We start from the raw sequence: 15,349 nt of genomic DNA on the forward strand, positions 1-15,349 counted from the left end.
CATCATGCGTTCACTTACCTTCAAACTCCTTTTGGCCTTTATCGCCGTCAGCCTGACAGTAGCGTTGTTGGGCGCAGCGATGATCCACTATACTACCCAGCGTGAATTTGCTGAACTGGCACTCAATAATGCCCAGCGCACTTTCATTAATCGCGCCCTGACCTATTATCAACTCAACGGTTCGTGGCAAGGGTTCAATCGGGCTTTGTTCCAGCAACTCGCTCCGCAGCAACAACTTCAGAATCCCCCCCCCCAGCAGCCGCAACAGCAATCCGTGCCTCCCGATCCGCAAAACTCGGCCTATATCTTCATGCTGGCCGATGCCGATGGCAAGGTGATTGTGCAGGTCAAGCCTTATCGCACCGGTGAAATTCTGCCTGCTGATGTGCTGGTCGATGGCACTCCCATTTATCTTGAAGGGCAGTTGATCGGCACGGTTATCATCAGCGGCAACGCGCCATCATTGGCTCCACGCGAACAGCAATATCTCGAAAGTGCCAACCTGGCTCTGTTTTATGCATCGCTGGGGGCGTTAGCCGTGGCAATTTTTATGAGCTTGCTGCTCACCAATAGCCTGACGCGTCCGCTGCGCGAATTAACCCAAGCCATGCGCCTCACCGCGCGTGGCGAATTTGGGCATCAGGCTGTGGTGCGCTCGAAAGATGAAATCGGTCAACTGGCACAAGATTTCAATCAGATGAGCGCCGAACTGGCGCGTCTCAACGAGCAACGCAAGCAAATGACCGCCGATATCGCCCACGATCTGCGTAGCCCGCTGACGGTGATTGCCGGCTACGTCGAATCGATGCACGATGGTGTACTCAAGCCAACCCCGGAGCGCCTGAAGGCCATTCAGGACGAAGTGCGTCATCTGGAGCGTCTGGTGGAAGATTTGCGCACGCTCTCTCTGGCTGATGCGGGTGAACTCTCGCTCAATCTCGCTCCGGTTGCTTCCGATGGGCTATTAGAACAGGTTTACGCGGCTTATAATCACGCTGCGGAACGCGTCGGGGTGGCACTCACCACTCAGGCCGAGTCCGAACTTCCCCACATTCAGGTTGATCCCGACCGCATGATGCAAGTTTTGGGAAATCTGGTCAGTAATGCTATTCGCCACACGCCGCAGGGTGGAATGGTCAGTGTACAATCTGCCATCCGTCGTCCGTCATCCATCATCTTCACTGTTACCGACACCGGCCCGGGAATTCCTGTCAAAGATTTACCGCGGATTTTCGACCGCTTCTACCGCGGGGATGATTCTCGTCAAAGCAGCAGCGAATCGGGCCTGGGGTTGGCGATTGCCAAATCGATTGTCGAAGCGCATGGGGGGAAAATTAGCGTTGAGAGCAAAATTGGCGAGGGGACTACGTTCAGAATCGTGTTGCCGATTTCAATTGCCTAAAGAACGATTAGATTCACATAGGTGCAACGCACTTTAGCGAGCGTATTGTAGCCACTGCTCTGGTTACAGAAAAAATTGTGGCGATATACCCGTGCATTTGCGGAAGTGCGTCGCACCTGCTAACGAGTATATCGATATTATGTTTGCCCTGGCCTGAGTCGTTGGCGCACGGTTTTCTTAAAGTCGAAAAAGGGTCATGCTGAGATCGCAGGTCGAAGCATCTAGCGAAGCGAAAAGTTCCATCTTCATCGAAAATCACGCTGCGCTAGACCCTTCGGCTCCGCCTCAGGGTGACAAACAGCATTTTCGAATAAACACGGTGCGACTTCATGAAAGCCGCACCCGTTGGCGGGTTGGCGGGTTGGCGGGTTTGACATTGCTCAAGAGTAGCGTATAATTCAGAGTGCGAATAATATCATTTGGCTTTATGAAAACCCCGCAAAATATCGGGGAAGCAACGAAACTAGCCAAAGAATGATGAAAGGAGGATTACAATTCAGTATATTTTCCCTTATATTCCATCCACCCAAGTTTCTATTTCGCTTGAACCCCTTCTAAGGAGGAAGATTTCATGAAAAGTAAGACCCTATATATTGTACTGGCTTTGCTCCTGGTCGCCAGCGTTGTTTTAGCGGCATGCCAGCCCAAGGCTGAAGACGTTGCCGTTGTTGAGCGTGCCTATGAGGAAATTGCCTATGGCGAACCCCTCTCGGTGGCCGCACCTGATTGTGAATATGGCGGAAAGATCGCCTCGATTGCAGCGGTTGATGAACTCACCGTTGAATTCACCATGTGTAAACCCGATCCGGCGTTCCCCACCAAAGCCGCCTTCACGCCCTTTGGCATTTATCCGCAGGAATGGTTGAACACCTACGCCAATGCCGAAGGTCAGGAAACCCTGCTTTCCCACCCCGTTGGTACCGGCCCCTTCTATCTGGATACCTGGGCACGTGGCGACAGCATTACCTTCAAGAAATTTGACGGTTACTGGGGCGAAAAGTCTGCCTATGATACCTTGGTCTTCCGCTGGGCAACTGAAGGCGCGGCCCGCTTGCTCGAACTGCAATCTGGAACCGTGGATCAGATCACCAATCTTAGCCCCGATGACTACGCGACTGTACAAGAGGATGCAAATCTGACCTTCTTGCCGGTTACCAACCCCAATGTCCTGTATCTGGCAATGACCAATACCTTTGAGCCGTTTAACGACGTCAAGGTTCGTCAGGCAATTGCTATGGGCATTGACCGCCAGCGCATCGTAGACAACTTCTACGCCGAAGGTTCCGTCGTTCCCTCGCACTTCACCCCCTGCAGCCTGCCTAATGGTTGTGTTGGTGATGCCTGGTACGATTTCGATGCCGCAGCCGCCAAGGCTCTGTTGGCCGAAGCTGGTTATCCCGATGGCTTCGCAACCACCATCTACTATCGCGATGTTTTCCGCGGCTACCTGCCCGAACCCGGATTGGTTGCTGTTGAATTCCAGACCCAGTTGCGCGACAACCTGGGCATCGAAGCTGATGTTGTTGTGATGGAATCGGGCGAGTTCATCGACGAATCCACCAATGGCCGCCTGGATGGCCTTTACCTGCTCGGCTGGGGTGCTGACTATCCTCACGTGACCAACTTCCTGGACTTCCACTTTGCGGCCTCTAACCCGCAGTTTGGCGATCCGCATCCCGAAGTCTACGAAGTGCTTGAAAAAGCTTCCCAGATTGGTGACCCGGCTGAAGCCGAGGCTCTCTATGTTGAAGCCAATAATGCGATCCGCGAACTCGTTCCGATGGTTCCGATTGCCAACGGCGCTTCTGCATCTGCAGCTCTGAACACGCTTGAGAACGCCCACTTCCGCCCCTTCGGCGCTCCGCTGATGGCGAAAGTAAATCCGGGCAAAGACACCTTCGTCTTCATGCAGAATGCTGAACCGATCAGCTTGTTCTGCCAGGATGAGACCGATGGCGAATCACTAGCTCCTTGCCAGCAAGTTGTGGAAACCCTCTTGGGCTACGCAATTGACTCTGGTAATGTTGTGCCTGAATTGGCCACCGGCTGCACAGCCAATGCAGACTCCACTGTGTGGACCTGCACCCTGCGCGAAGGCGTTACGTTCCACGATGGCACCAAGCTGGACGCCAACGATGTAGTCGCCTCCTGGGCTGCTGGTATTGACGCGGCGAATGCCAATCATATTGGTAACACCGGTGCGTTTGAATACTACTCATACCTGTTTGACGGCTTGATGAACATCGAAGAGTAAAATCTTCGTTGCCATCTAGCTCGATCTAACTAACTCAATGCGGGATGGTACAATGGCCTTTCGAGGCATATACCATCCCGTATTGTCCTTAAAAACTCAATCCGTGCCCCATACACTACTCGACGACAAAGCCTATGATTCAGTACACAATTCGACGCCTCTTGTTAGCAATACCAGTAATATTTGGTATTCTCCTGGTCACTTTTGTCCTGGCGCGCTCGATTCCCGGCGACCCCTGTAAAGCGATGCTGGGAGAAAAAGCCTCGGCAGAAGTCTGCGAACGCTTTACCCGCGAACGTGGTCTGGACAAGCCTATTCCGGTGCAATTCGTGATTTATATGAAAGAAATTGCACAAGGTGATTTTGGCAAATCCATTCGCTTTAGTCGCCCTGTGATGCAAATTCTGATCGAGCGGTTACCAACAACGATCGAACTAGGCTTGATTGCACTTATCATCGCCATTGTTGTGGGCATCCCGATGGGGGTCATCTCTGCGGTACGCAGAAACTCTGTCATTGATGTCACTACGATGATCATCGCCAATACTGGGGTTTCTATGCCGGTTTATTGGCTGGGGCTGATGCTGGCGTATGCCTTCGCGCTGCTGCTGAGGGGTACTCCTTTTTGGCTGCCTCCATCAGGGCGGCTTTCATCCGGTCTGGCATCCATTCCTTTTTTTGAAGCATTTGGCTGGAATTTGACACAAGGCACATTTGGCTATCAGTTTGCGGATTTCTTCTCGAATATGCTCATATTCAACTCACTCATCACTGGCGACTGGGTAATTCTGGGGGATGCGGTAAAACACCTGATTCTGCCTTCAATTGCATTGAGCACGATTTCGCTATCCATTATTGCCCGTATGACGCGCTCGAGTATGCTGGAAGTACTGCGGCAGGACTATATCCGCACGGCGCGCGCAAAAGGGCTTACCGAGCGCCTGGTGATCTTGCGGCATGGTTTTCGAAATGCGCTGCTGCCCATCGTCACAATCATTGGTTTGCAGGTTGGCACCCTTTTCGCCGGTGCCGTATTGACCGAATCGATCTTTAGCCTGGCGGGCGTGGGACGTATGCTCTTCGAAGCGATTACGGCGCGCGATTTTCCCATCGTCCAGGCTTTTACGGTGGTGATTGCCGTTGGGTATGTTCTCGTAAACCTGTTGGTAGACCTGTCATACGTATTTATCGATCCGCGCATCAAGCTGGAGTAAGGAAGAAGCAATTATCATGGCCGTAAAAACTGAAACAACTTCAAACGATGCTCAGAACGATTATCGTTCAAACAGCCTGGCTCGCCTAACTTTGCGACGCATCTTTCGGCAGCGCTCCGCAATTATTGGCGGCACGATCCTACTATTGCTGGTTTTGGTGACCATCTTTGCCCCCATTCTGGCGCCCTACGATCCCGAAGAAGTCCTCATCGGCAAGGAAGATATTACCCGGCGCTCTGCGCCCTGTATCCATTTATTGGGTTGTCCCGAAGACCAGCCCCAACATATTTTGGGGACAGACGGCAATGTGCGCGATGTTTTTAGCCGAGTTATTTTTGGGACGCGCGTCTCTTTGTTCATTGGCTTTTCAACCGTCGGCTTCGCCATCATCATCGGCACATTTTTGGGATCGATTGGTGGCTATATGGGGGGATGGGTTGACAACCTGATTATGCGCTTCATGGATGTGCTCTTGGCCTTCCCTTCGCTATTATTAGCGATCGCCATTGTCTCAGTGTTGGGACGCGGTCTACAGAACGCACTTTTGGCGATTGCGATTGTCACCATCCCCGTGTACGCGCGCGTGGTGCGTGGCAGCGTGCTCTCGGTAAAAGAACAGCCTTATGTCGATGCCTCCCGTGCGCTGGGTGGCAGCCATTTCCACATTCTTTTCAAACGGATATTGCCTAACGCAATCCCCCCGTTGATCGTTCAGGGCACCCTGGGGATCGCTACTGCCATCCTCGATGCGGCTGCGCTTTCTTTCCTGGGGCTAGGCGCGCAACCGCCCACGCCTGAGTGGGGCACAATGCTCGGCTCGGAACGCAATCAGGTGTTCACCGCCCCGCATCTGGTATTCTTCCCTGGGCTGGCAATTATGATTACTGTGCTGGCTTTCAACTTGTTGGGCGATGGGCTGCGCGATGCCATTGATCCGCGCTTAAAGCAATAACTGAATTTCCAATGTATCTGATGCTCAATAACACAATCCTCAGCCACAGATGAACACAGATACTCACGGATGAAAAAATAATCAGCGTTGATCTGTGGTTCTTGAAGTCATAAAAAAATTATGCCTGAAAACAACTCTCAACCTTTACTAGAAGTCAAAAACCTGAAAACCTACTTCTTCACCGAAGATGGCGTGGTACAAGCCGTGGATGGTGTCGATTTCGAGATCAAACCCGGTGAAATCCTCGGGCTGGTCGGCGAATCGGGTTGTGGCAAAAGCGTTACTTCTTTCTCTATTCTGCGCCTGGTGGATGATCCGGGGCGCATCGTGGAAGGCGAAGTATTCTTTGAAGGGCGCAATCTGTTGGAACTGAGCCAGGATGAGATGGTGGATATGCGCGGCAATCGCATCTCAATGATTTTCCAACAGCCGCACACCAGCCTCAACCCGGTGCATCCGGTTGGCAAACAAATTGCCGAGGTTTTCCACATTCATGACAAGCAAATTTCAAAAGAAGCTGCCTGGGAAAACGCGGTGGAGTTGCTGGGGCTGGTGGGGATTGCCGATCCTGAGAGCAAAGCGAAAGCTTATCCACATGAAATGTCGGGCGGGCAAGCGCAGCGCGTGATGATTGCGATGGCGCTGGCGCTGAAACCAAAGCTGCTCATCGCCGACGAACCCACCACGGCGCTGGATGTCACCATCCAGGCGCAGATTCTGGATTTGATGCTCGATCTTCGGAACAAAATGGATACCTCGGTCATTTTGATCACCCACGATCTGGGTCTGATCGCCGAAATGGCTGACCGCGTGGCTGTGATGTACGCCGGTCGGATTGTCGAGCAAAGCGATGTCTATACACTTTTCAAGGAACCGGTTCATCCCTACACACAGGGGTTGATCGCTTCTGTCCCGGTGTTGAGACAGGTTAAAGATGAACTGGCTGTAATCCCGGGGTCGGTACCCAACCTGATCGATTTGCCCCAGGTTTGCCGTTTTGCCGCCCGTTGCGAGGCCAGCATTGAGTACAATCTGAAGATTTGTGAGCAGGCCGAACCGGATTTGGTTGAAATACGCCCTGGGCACACCGTGCGCTGCTGGTTGTATCAAGATCACGAAGACCATCAGGCTCCGCTGAAAAATACGTTGAACGGCAAGAGTAAGTGACATTATGACAGCATTTACAGAGACGAACAAAAATACCAACAACGATTTGGTACAGGTCAAAAATTTGGTAAAATATTACCCCGTGCGCGGTGGCGTTTTTCGCCGCGTGGTCGCCTGGGTTAAGGCCGTGGACAATATCAGTTTCACGATTAAAAAAGGCGAAACGCTGGGCCTGGTTGGCGAATCGGGCTGCGGAAAAACTACCGCCGGGCATACCCTGTTGCAACTTGTCCCGCATACCAGCGGTTCCGTGACCTTTGGTGACGTAGATGTCTTTCAACTGAAAGGCACTGCGCTCAAAGAAATGCGCCGCAAAATGCAGATCGTTTTTCAAGACCCCTACGCTTCGCTGGACCCGCGCCTGCCGATTGGCGAATCGGTGGGGGAGGGTTTGAAAATTCATGGTATTGGCAACGCCAATGCACGCGTCAATCAGGTCATGGCTATGCTGAAGCGCGTCGGGCTGGAAGATTATCATGCTAACCGTTACCCGCATGAATTTTCGGGTGGGCAACGACAGCGCATCGGGATCGCCCGCGCCCTCACCTTGCAACCTGAATTCATCGTCCTCGATGAACCGGTTTCGGCGCTGGATGTTTCCATTCAGGCGCAGGTACTCAATTTGCTCAAAGAACTACAAAACGAATTTGGGCTGACCTATCTCTTTGTGGCGCATAATCTCGCTGTGGTTGAGCATATCTCCGACCGGGTGGCGGTGATGTATCTGGGCAAAATTGCCGAAATGGCGCCCCGCGACGATCTGTTTGGCAAACCGCTGCACCCCTATACCAAAGCCCTGATGTCAGCCATCCCGATTCCCGATCCGGAGATCAAGCGCGAGCGCATCATCCTCGAGGGCGATGTTCCCAGTCCGCTGAATCCCCCCTCGGGCTGCCGTTTCCATCCGCGCTGCCCCATTGCACAGACCAACTGCGCAGTAGACGAACCTGAGTTGCTCGAATTACATCCAGAACATTTAGTGGCCTGTCACTACGTATAGATTTTTTAACAGTAAACAAAAAGCGGGGCGCGCTGCGCCCCGCTTTTTGTTTTTCGCTTCTCTCCTTTGACATTCTGACAACCCCCGGCTACAATGGGGGGGATAAAATCCACCCGATTTATTAAGGAAATTGTATGAGCAGCACATGGCCCGATAAATTCGTGATTGGGGTAACCGGTAATATTGCCACCGGGAAAAGCGTTGTGCGAAAAATGCTGGAACACCTGGGCGCCTATGGGATTGATGCCGATGCATTGAGTCATCGCGTGATGTTGAAAGGTGCGCCGGGATACCAACCGATCGTGGCAACCTTTGGAAAATGGATTTTATCTCCGGAGGGGCAAATCGATCGAAAAAAACTGGGTGATCTGGTTTTTCCGAACCCCGAAGCGTTGGCGATGCTCGAAAAGATTTTGCACCCGCTCATACGCCAGTCCATCGATATCCTGATCCGTCGATCCACACAGCCGGTGATTGTCATCGAAGCCATCAAATTATTCGAAGGCGACTTGCACCAACATTGCGACACGGTCTGGGTTTCGGACGCGGATGAGAAAACTCAGTTTAAACGTCTGGTGGACAAACGCGGCATGTCCCATAACATAGCGCAGCAACGGGTTACCATGCAAGACCCCCAGGCTAAAAAACTGGCTGCCGCCAAAGTTATTATTCGTAACGATGAGTCTTTTGAAAAAACCTGGGAACAAGTTTCACAAGCCTGGGAAAAATATATCCCCAAATAGGCGCATCCGGCCCCCTCAAAACAGGTTGAAGCTGGTAAACTCGGTGTGCATCGTGCCGGGCCAAAAGAAGCCCAGAAAATCGCTGACTTTATTACCCGCACCAGTCAGGGCGCTCGACGCCTGACGCGTACTGATATTATGGCCGACTTCGGTGAAAAGGCTTTTCTGTTGCTCGAATCTGGCGATACGATAGCCGGGCTGGTGGGTTGGAAAGTGGAAAATTTGGTTGCCCGTGTGGATGATTTTATGCTCGCGAAAAACATCTCCATCAACGAAGCCATTCGCACCATGATGAACGAGATCGAAAGCGCCTCAAGCGAGCTGCTCTGTGAAGCGTTGCTGTTGTTCTTGCCGCCAAACCTGGCGCAACATACCCAGATTTGGACAACTTTAGGCTACACCCCCCGCACGGTGAAAGATTTAAGTGTGCGCGCCTGGCAAGAAGCTGCCATGGAGTCAATGACACCGGGCAGCGTATTGTATTTCAAGCAACTTCGCAAGGATCGAGTATTGCGACCGATTTAATTTGGCCCCATCCCTGAGGGAGCCTGCTTCCCCCTTACAAAAATGGACTATATTCTTTTTATCTTCGAGCGTCTGGACTGGTTTGGTGTTGTTGATATTTTACTGGTCACGGCGGTTTTTTTTATTATTTTATTGCTGCTGCGTGATACGCAAGCCATCGTGCTGTTGCGCGGCGGATTGATTTTGATAGCTATTCTTGGCATTCTCACCAGCCTCAAAGTCTTGCCTGCGTTTTCATGGTTGGTGGGCAATACCCTTCCCGGACTTTTGTTAGCGATCCCTGTAATTTTTGCGCCCGAAATACGCCGCGCCCTCGAGCGCCTGGGACACACCGGCTCTCTGGTCACGGCCAATTTGGGCGAGAATGGCAACACCATCGATGAATTAGCCAATGCTGTTACCCGCCTCTCAGACCGCAAACACGGCGCACTGATTGTTTTGCAACGCAGCGATAATTTGCAAGAATATGTGCAAACCGGTGTGCCGCTTGGCGCTATAGCCACCGCTGAATTATTGTTGCAAGTGTTTTACCCTAACACACCCTTGCACGATGGCGCCGTTATTATTAGAGCCAATACAGCGCTGGCAGCCTCCTGTGTGATGCCGCTTTCGACCAGCGGAAGCCTGATCACCACCCCCGAGCGCAAAATGGGTTTGCGCCACCGCGCCGCCCTGGGCACCTCCGAAGTCAGCGATGCGGTCTCTGTGGTTGTTTCCGAAGAGACGGGTACAATTTCCATCACACACCGCGGGCGCATGATTAGCAACCTGACAACCGAGCGTCTGAAAACCATTTTGCACACATTCTTCCAGCCCCCGAAGCCTAAAAATTTCTTTCAGGCAACTCTCGAACGCGTTTTTCCGGAATTATCATCATCTCGTTGGGAGGGACGCCCATGACCCAGCGTTTTCCCCGCTGGCTGGGGCGCAATATCAGTACGTTATTGCTGGCTTTCATTTTAGCTGTCATCGTTTGGGTTTCAGCCGTTACCTCGGCAGACCCAAACCAGGAGCAAACATACCTCATCCCGATCGAAATCATCGGGTTAGCATCTAACCAGGAGATCATTAACGAAGTTCCCGAACACTTCAGCCTGACGATTGGAGCGCCAATCACTATTCTGGAGCAAATCAACAAAGATGCCGCCACCGTGCTGCAAGCCTGGGTTGATCTAACCGGATTGACAAGCGGAACGCATAATCTCGAAATTCAATACCAAATCGCCTCCGGATACCGTCCGGTGCGCGTGAACAAATCCAGCCCCGAGAATATCGAGATCGCCCTGGAGGAGTTGATCGCCCGCACCTTCGCGATCAAAACCGGCATCCAGGGTGAACCCAGCCTCGGGTACCAGGCTGGCACTCCAATCTGGAGCGATAGCGAAGTCGTCATTACCGGACGCGCCTCCCTGGTGGATAAAGTCGCGGTTGTAGAGGCCACACTCGACATCAGCGATGCGAGCGAAACGCTGGATGAGACGATTGGCCTGATCCCTCGTGACCAGGCCGGGAATGTGACAGGCAATATCACCCTCACTCCGGCGCAAATCGCGGTTACGCAGCCCATCACGCTGCGCGGCGGCTACCGCAACATGGTTGTAAAAGTAGTCACGACCGGACAGGTCGCTTCTGGCTATCGCCAGACCAGCATCTCGGTCAACCCGCCCAATGTGATGGTATTTTCTACCGATCCAGCATTGATCGACCAACTCCCCGGTTATGTCGAAACTATCGCGCTAGACCTAACCGAGGCCACCGACGATCTTGAAACCAGCCTCAGCCTGAGCCTGCCCGCGGGCATCTCGGTGATTGGCGACCCCAACGTGCTGGTAAAAGCAGGCATTGCGGCTATGGAAGGTAACCTTAAAATCATCCGCGTAGTCGAAGTGATTGGCCTGCCGCCCGAATTCAAAGCCGCAGTAGCGCCAGATACCGTCGATGTGATATTATTCGGCCCCTTGCCGTTATTGGATGAACTTGCCGAAAGCGATGTGCGCGTTGTATTAGATTTAACCGATCTAGAAGCAGGCGTGTACCAACTCACCCCGGAGGTGATCATCCTCCCTGAGCGGATTCAAGCCGAAGCGCTTTCGCCCAGCACCCTCGATGTGGAAATTTCTCCCATCGAGGCCGAATCGACCCCTTGAGAAATGAGAATTAAAGGTGGGGTACACTTTCACAGATGCACCCCACCTAAAAAACGATGAACAAACCCATTGTCGCCCTGGTAGGACGCCCCAACGTGGGCAAAAGCACGCTCTTCAACCGTCTGGCGCAAGCTCGCCTGGCGGTTGTCGATGATATTCCTGGCACCACACGCGACCGCCTGATGGCGGAAGCCGACTGGATCGGGTATCTCTTCGATATTATTGATACCGGCGGCATTGACCCCACGCAGGTCAGCGCGGGTAAACAGGTTGCCCCGCTTTCCATTGGTTCAGCCGATTTCATTAAAGAAATTCGCACACAGGCCGAGATTGCCATCGAAGAAGCCGATGCCATCTTGTTCGTCACCGATGTGCAAAGCGGAGTCACGCCTGCCGATCAGGAAATTGCCCAAATATTGCGCCAAAAACAGCGCCAACACGAAGGGCAGCCCTGGCCGCCGGTGATTCTGGTAGTAAATAAATGCGAAACCCAAAATAGTTGGGCCGAGGCCTATCAATTTTACGAACTGGGCATCGGCGAGCCATACCCAATCTCGGCTTTGCACGGCCGCGGCACCGGCGATATGCTCGATGCGCTGGTAGAGACATTTAAAACCTGGGTTGAAGATGTAGAAGAAGACGATTCGGTCAAAATTTCGATTGTTGGCAAACCCAATGTTGGCAAAAGCACCCTGCTCAACCGCCTCACCGGCAAAGAACGCGCCATTGTAAGCCCAATTGCCGGAACCACACGCGATGCGATTGATACGCGCCTTACCTTTCACGAAAAAGAAATTACGTTGATCGATACGGCCGGAATTCGGCGGCGCGGCAAAATTGACCCCGGCGTGGAAAAATACAGCGTGATCCGCTCGATACAAGCCATTAGGCGCAGCGACGTAGCCTTGCTAATGATTGATGCAGTAAATGGTATCACCGCGCAAGATACCCATGTGGCCGGGTACATTCTCGACGAATGGAAAAGTGCCGTCGTTATCGTCAATAAGTGGGATGCCATCGAAAAAGACACCTACACCATTGAAGATTACACCTGGCATGTGCGCAACCAACTCAATTTTATGGACTACGTGCCTGTGCTATTCATCTCGGCTCAAACAGGCCGCCGGGTAGACCAGGTTTTGCCCACTGCGTTGACCGTGCAGGCAGAGCGTCTGGTGCGGCTTTCAACGGGGAAATTGAATCGCCTGCTCCGTAATGCACTCGATCAGCACCCAGCGCCTTCCAAACATGGGCGGCATCTTAAAATCTATTATGGCGCGCAAGTGACGAATAGCCCGCCCACCTTTGTGCTGCATGTCAACGATCCGGAACTGGTGCACTTTACCTATATGCGCTATCTCGAAAACCAGCTCCGCGCCGAATACCCCTTTGTGGGGACTCCCCTTCGGATTATGCTGCGCGGGCGCAAAGAACCAGAATAAACCTAATATTTCGATAATGGCTAAACTCCTTGCCGGAGTTTGCATGCGGTCTTATAATCTGCGCACTGGCGGGTTTTTAGCAGAATCCGCTTCGGAGGCAAATTTGGAATTTCCGGGCCAGGCACCCATCCCAGAGCTAGATCACGATACTCCCCCATCCGAAGAAGCCGGGACATCTAACTTCAAACGCTTTTTCCTGGATATTATCGAAACGCTGCTGTTGTCAGCGATTTTATTTATTGTAATCAATGCCGTCACGGCGCGCGTGCGCGTGGATGGTTATAGTATGGTGCCCACTTTTCAGGGGGGCGAGTTTATCATTGTCTCCAAAATGACCTACAAATTTGGCGAACTTTCTCGCGGCGATATTCTTGTTTTTCACCAGCCGCGCGACCCTGATCAGGATTATATTAAACGCGTAATCGGCCTGCCGGGAGAGACTGTGCGGGTGAATAACGAGCAGGTGCTGATTGATGGCCAGGTGCTGGATGAACCCTATATCAACGAAGCGCCGCGCTACACCGGAAGTTGGGTTGTGCCCGAGGGGATGGTTTTTGTGCTCGGTGATAATCGTAATAATTCATCCGATTCGCATAGCTGGGGGCCGCTCTCGATGAATAATGTCATCGGGAGGGCAATATTTGTGTATTGGCCGTTCTCATCCCTGGGTAAAATTGAACATCCCGAGGTGGTATTGGCGGCTCCATAGCGCGCACTGAATTATGATGACTGAAGATTCTACCACCAACGAAACCACGCTATATACTTGCCCCGAGTGTCAGGTGGGTGTTTTCCGACTGAAGCATATTACTTATTTCACGCGCATGAGGGATGAATTGCTGACTGTTCCGGAGTTCCCTGCCTGGGTGTGCGATATGTGCGGCAGGCGTGAATTTGATCAGCGGGCGCTCAACTGGCTCTCGGTATTGCTCGATTCGCAACGCGCCCTGAACTCATCGGCGCGCCGCCGAGCGCAACACAACGCTCCTGCCGATGAACCACCTCACTCAACAATATCAGAATGATGCTTGACCCCCTTGCTAGGGTCTGGTAGAATTTTGCCCGTTGCGCGCGTACAAGCGCAGCACGCCCCCATCGTCTAGGGGACCAGGACGTAGCCCTTTCAAGGCTAAGACCGGAGTTCGAATCTCCGTGGGGGCACCATCAAAAAGCCATCTCTCTTGAGGTGGCTTTTTTGATTCTTTTTGACTCTGTGGGAACTGCCGTGAACAACCCCGTATTTGGGGGATTTGAGTTCAACGATGATGATAAAATCTACTCAAGACTTGGATACAGCCGAGTAAAGGAGCCGCCCATGACCCTGTCCCCCTTTCACGGTGAGCGCGTTTACCTGCGCGCTTTCGAACCGGATGACGCACCCAATTTGCAACGCGATCTCAATCGCCCGGAATTGATCGGGCGGCGTTGTATTCCCTGGCGTTTTCCCGCCGAATTGCCGCTCTCGCTGAAACAGGCCCAGGCGATTATTGAACGTTGGGCGGAGGGCGAAAACCAGTTTCATCTGGCGGTGGTGTTGGCCCGCGATGAAAAACAGATCGGGCACGTCAACGGCGAATGGGGCTGGGATGCCCACTGCCCGGAGATTGAAATCCGCATCGCACCCGATTACCAACGTCAGGGCTATGGCAGCGAAGTCATGCAATTACTGCTGGACTACTTTTTCGAGCGCACACCGGCATATAATCTTGGCAGCGGCATGGCCGACTGGAATCAGGCGGCGCGCAAATTTGCCCAAAAATTTGGCTTCACCGAAACCGGCAAAATGCGCCGGGCAGGTTTGCGTGATGGCGCTTATTTCGACTGGATCGGCGTCGATATTTTGCGCCCCGAATGGCTGGCACAGAAAGGAGCCGCGTGATGGCTTTAGTTGGAAAAAACATCCTCCTGCGCGCGCAGCGCCCCGAAGATTTGCCCTTTCTGGCCGAATTGCGCAACGATCTCGAAACCCAGGCCTGGAGCAAAACCCTGCCCCCAGACTATACGGAATTAATGTTCACGAAGCAATTTGAAGCCCGTGAGTTTTCCTATGACCCGAAAGCTGCCCGTTTTATCATCGAGAGCAAAGAAAACGCCGAACGCATCGGCCACATCGGCTACAATGGCCTTGAATCGCGTTGGGATGTGACCATCGGGATTATGATGGCGAAAAAATTCTGGGGCGGCGGAACGGCAATGGACGCGCTGGAAACGCTACTGCGCTTTCTTTTTGAAGAACTCGGTGTGCGCGTGGTGCGCCTGTGGACGCATTCAGGCAACCCGCGCGCCGTTGGCTCGGCGGAAAAACTGGGCTTCCAGCAGTCCTACCGCCGCCGCGAATCCATTTTCAAGAGCGGCGAATGCTACGACAACCTCAGCATGGATTTGCTGCGCGAGGAATACTACGCCCTGCACCCCGAACTCCCAAACAACCTGCCGCCGCTCGAATTCGATTTGTCAGCCCCCTGAAATGCGGTACAATCTGCCCCCGTGTCAAATCAGGTGA

The 15,349-nt window shown here is 52.8% G+C and carries 15 protein-coding genes and 1 tRNA gene; all 16 read left to right on the forward strand.

Annotated features, from left to right (window positions below; all coding sequences use genetic code 11):
• The first annotated feature begins 4 nt into the window (after positions 1–4).
• The 16 genes from HN413_09855 (at position 5) to HN413_09930 (ending at position 15,312) form a co-directional block, all read left to right on the forward strand.
• Positions 5–1,402 (forward strand): HAMP domain-containing protein, encoded by a 1,398-nt coding sequence (locus HN413_09855; GenBank protein ID MBT3390704.1) that lies wholly within the window; start codon positions 5–7, stop codon positions 1,400–1,402.
• Between the two features lie 571 nt (positions 1,403–1,973).
• Positions 1,974–3,656 (forward strand): peptide ABC transporter substrate-binding protein, encoded by a 1,683-nt coding sequence (locus HN413_09860; protein ID MBT3390705.1) that lies wholly within the window; start codon positions 1,974–1,976, stop codon positions 3,654–3,656.
• Positions 3,657–3,790: 134 nt separating this feature from the next.
• A complete protein-coding gene (locus HN413_09865; GenBank protein MBT3390706.1) occupies positions 3,791–4,870 on the forward strand; it encodes an ABC transporter permease in 1,080 nt (359 codons plus the stop codon).
• 16 nt (positions 4,871–4,886) lie between these two features.
• Positions 4,887–5,822, forward strand: a complete 936-nt coding sequence (locus HN413_09870) for an ABC transporter permease (GenBank protein ID MBT3390707.1) — start codon at positions 4,887–4,889, stop codon at positions 5,820–5,822.
• Positions 5,823–5,942: 120 nt separating this feature from the next.
• The gene (locus tag HN413_09875) at positions 5,943–6,989 is read left to right on the forward strand and encodes an ABC transporter ATP-binding protein (GenBank protein MBT3390708.1); all 1,047 of its coding nucleotides are present in this window, start codon (positions 5,943–5,945) and stop codon (positions 6,987–6,989) included.
• A 4-nt stretch (positions 6,990–6,993) separates the two neighbouring features.
• The gene (locus tag HN413_09880; protein ID MBT3390709.1) at positions 6,994–7,989 is read left to right on the forward strand and encodes a dipeptide ABC transporter ATP-binding protein; all 996 of its coding nucleotides are present in this window, start codon (positions 6,994–6,996) and stop codon (positions 7,987–7,989) included.
• Positions 7,990–8,123: 134 nt separating this feature from the next.
• Complete coding sequence (locus HN413_09885; protein ID MBT3390710.1) at positions 8,124–8,732, forward strand: dephospho-CoA kinase; 609 nt, start codon at positions 8,124–8,126, stop codon at positions 8,730–8,732.
• Between the two features lie 45 nt (positions 8,733–8,777).
• Positions 8,778–9,257 (forward strand): hypothetical protein, encoded by a 480-nt coding sequence (locus HN413_09890; GenBank protein MBT3390711.1) that lies wholly within the window; start codon positions 8,778–8,780, stop codon positions 9,255–9,257.
• Between the two features lie 42 nt (positions 9,258–9,299).
• Complete coding sequence (locus HN413_09895) at positions 9,300–10,157, forward strand: TIGR00159 family protein (GenBank protein ID MBT3390712.1); 858 nt, start codon at positions 9,300–9,302, stop codon at positions 10,155–10,157.
• The gene (locus HN413_09900) at positions 10,154–11,404 is read left to right on the forward strand and encodes a hypothetical protein (protein ID MBT3390713.1); all 1,251 of its coding nucleotides are present in this window, start codon (positions 10,154–10,156) and stop codon (positions 11,402–11,404) included. The genes HN413_09895 and HN413_09900 overlap by 4 nt, the downstream gene beginning before the upstream one ends.
• A 56-nt stretch (positions 11,405–11,460) precedes the next feature.
• On the forward strand, positions 11,461–12,846 hold the full coding sequence (der, locus tag HN413_09905) for a ribosome biogenesis GTPase Der (GenBank protein ID MBT3390714.1): 1,386 nt from the start codon (positions 11,461–11,463) through the stop codon (positions 12,844–12,846).
• Positions 12,847–12,889: 43 nt separating this feature from the next.
• Positions 12,890–13,555, forward strand: a complete 666-nt coding sequence (lepB, locus tag HN413_09910; protein MBT3390715.1) for a signal peptidase I — start codon at positions 12,890–12,892, stop codon at positions 13,553–13,555.
• A gap of 13 nt (positions 13,556–13,568) precedes the next feature.
• Positions 13,569–13,871, forward strand: a complete 303-nt coding sequence (locus tag HN413_09915; protein MBT3390716.1) for a YgiT-type zinc finger protein — start codon at positions 13,569–13,571, stop codon at positions 13,869–13,871.
• A 63-nt stretch (positions 13,872–13,934) separates the two neighbouring features.
• A tRNA-Glu gene (locus HN413_09920) sits at positions 13,935–14,010 on the forward strand.
• A 151-nt stretch (positions 14,011–14,161) separates the two neighbouring features.
• Positions 14,162–14,725: a GNAT family N-acetyltransferase gene (locus tag HN413_09925; protein MBT3390717.1), complete on the forward strand. Its 564-nt coding sequence runs from the start codon at positions 14,162–14,164 to the stop codon at positions 14,723–14,725.
• The gene (locus HN413_09930; protein MBT3390718.1) at positions 14,725–15,312 is read left to right on the forward strand and encodes a GNAT family N-acetyltransferase; all 588 of its coding nucleotides are present in this window, start codon (positions 14,725–14,727) and stop codon (positions 15,310–15,312) included. Before HN413_09925 ends, HN413_09930 begins: the two co-directional genes overlap by 1 nt.
• The last annotated feature ends 37 nt before the right edge of the window (positions 15,313–15,349 follow it).

The organism is Chloroflexota bacterium (genome assembly GCA_018648225.1).
In the GTDB taxonomy this organism is placed as follows: Bacteria; Chloroflexota; Anaerolineae; order Anaerolineales; family UBA11858; genus NIOZ-UU35.

Excerpts from the sequence above, each read along its gene's own strand:
- der (MBT3390714.1), top strand. The coding sequence starts at position 11,461 with ATGAACAAACCCATTGTCGCCCTGGTAGGACGCCCCAACGTGGGCAAA.
- lepB (MBT3390715.1), top strand. The coding sequence starts at position 12,890 with ATGCGGTCTTATAATCTGCGCACTGGCGGGTTTTTAGCAGAATCCGCT.
- HN413_09925 (MBT3390717.1), top strand. The coding sequence starts at position 14,162 with ATGACCCTGTCCCCCTTTCACGGTGAGCGCGTTTACCTGCGCGCTTTC.
- HN413_09870 (MBT3390707.1), top strand. The coding sequence starts at position 4,887 with ATGGCCGTAAAAACTGAAACAACTTCAAACGATGCTCAGAACGATTAT.
- HN413_09930 (MBT3390718.1), top strand. The coding sequence starts at position 14,725 with ATGGCTTTAGTTGGAAAAAACATCCTCCTGCGCGCGCAGCGCCCCGAA.
- HN413_09865 (MBT3390706.1), top strand. The coding sequence starts at position 3,791 with ATGATTCAGTACACAATTCGACGCCTCTTGTTAGCAATACCAGTAATA.
- HN413_09860 (MBT3390705.1), top strand. The coding sequence starts at position 1,974 with ATGAAAAGTAAGACCCTATATATTGTACTGGCTTTGCTCCTGGTCGCC.
- HN413_09880 (MBT3390709.1), top strand. The coding sequence starts at position 6,994 with ATGACAGCATTTACAGAGACGAACAAAAATACCAACAACGATTTGGTA.
- HN413_09895 (MBT3390712.1), top strand. The coding sequence starts at position 9,300 with ATGGACTATATTCTTTTTATCTTCGAGCGTCTGGACTGGTTTGGTGTT.
- HN413_09875 (MBT3390708.1), top strand. The coding sequence starts at position 5,943 with ATGCCTGAAAACAACTCTCAACCTTTACTAGAAGTCAAAAACCTGAAA.
- HN413_09915 (MBT3390716.1), top strand. The coding sequence starts at position 13,569 with ATGATGACTGAAGATTCTACCACCAACGAAACCACGCTATATACTTGC.
- HN413_09885 (MBT3390710.1), top strand. The coding sequence starts at position 8,124 with ATGAGCAGCACATGGCCCGATAAATTCGTGATTGGGGTAACCGGTAAT.
- HN413_09855 (MBT3390704.1), top strand. The coding sequence starts at position 5 with ATGCGTTCACTTACCTTCAAACTCCTTTTGGCCTTTATCGCCGTCAGC.
- HN413_09900 (MBT3390713.1), top strand. The coding sequence starts at position 10,154 with ATGACCCAGCGTTTTCCCCGCTGGCTGGGGCGCAATATCAGTACGTTA.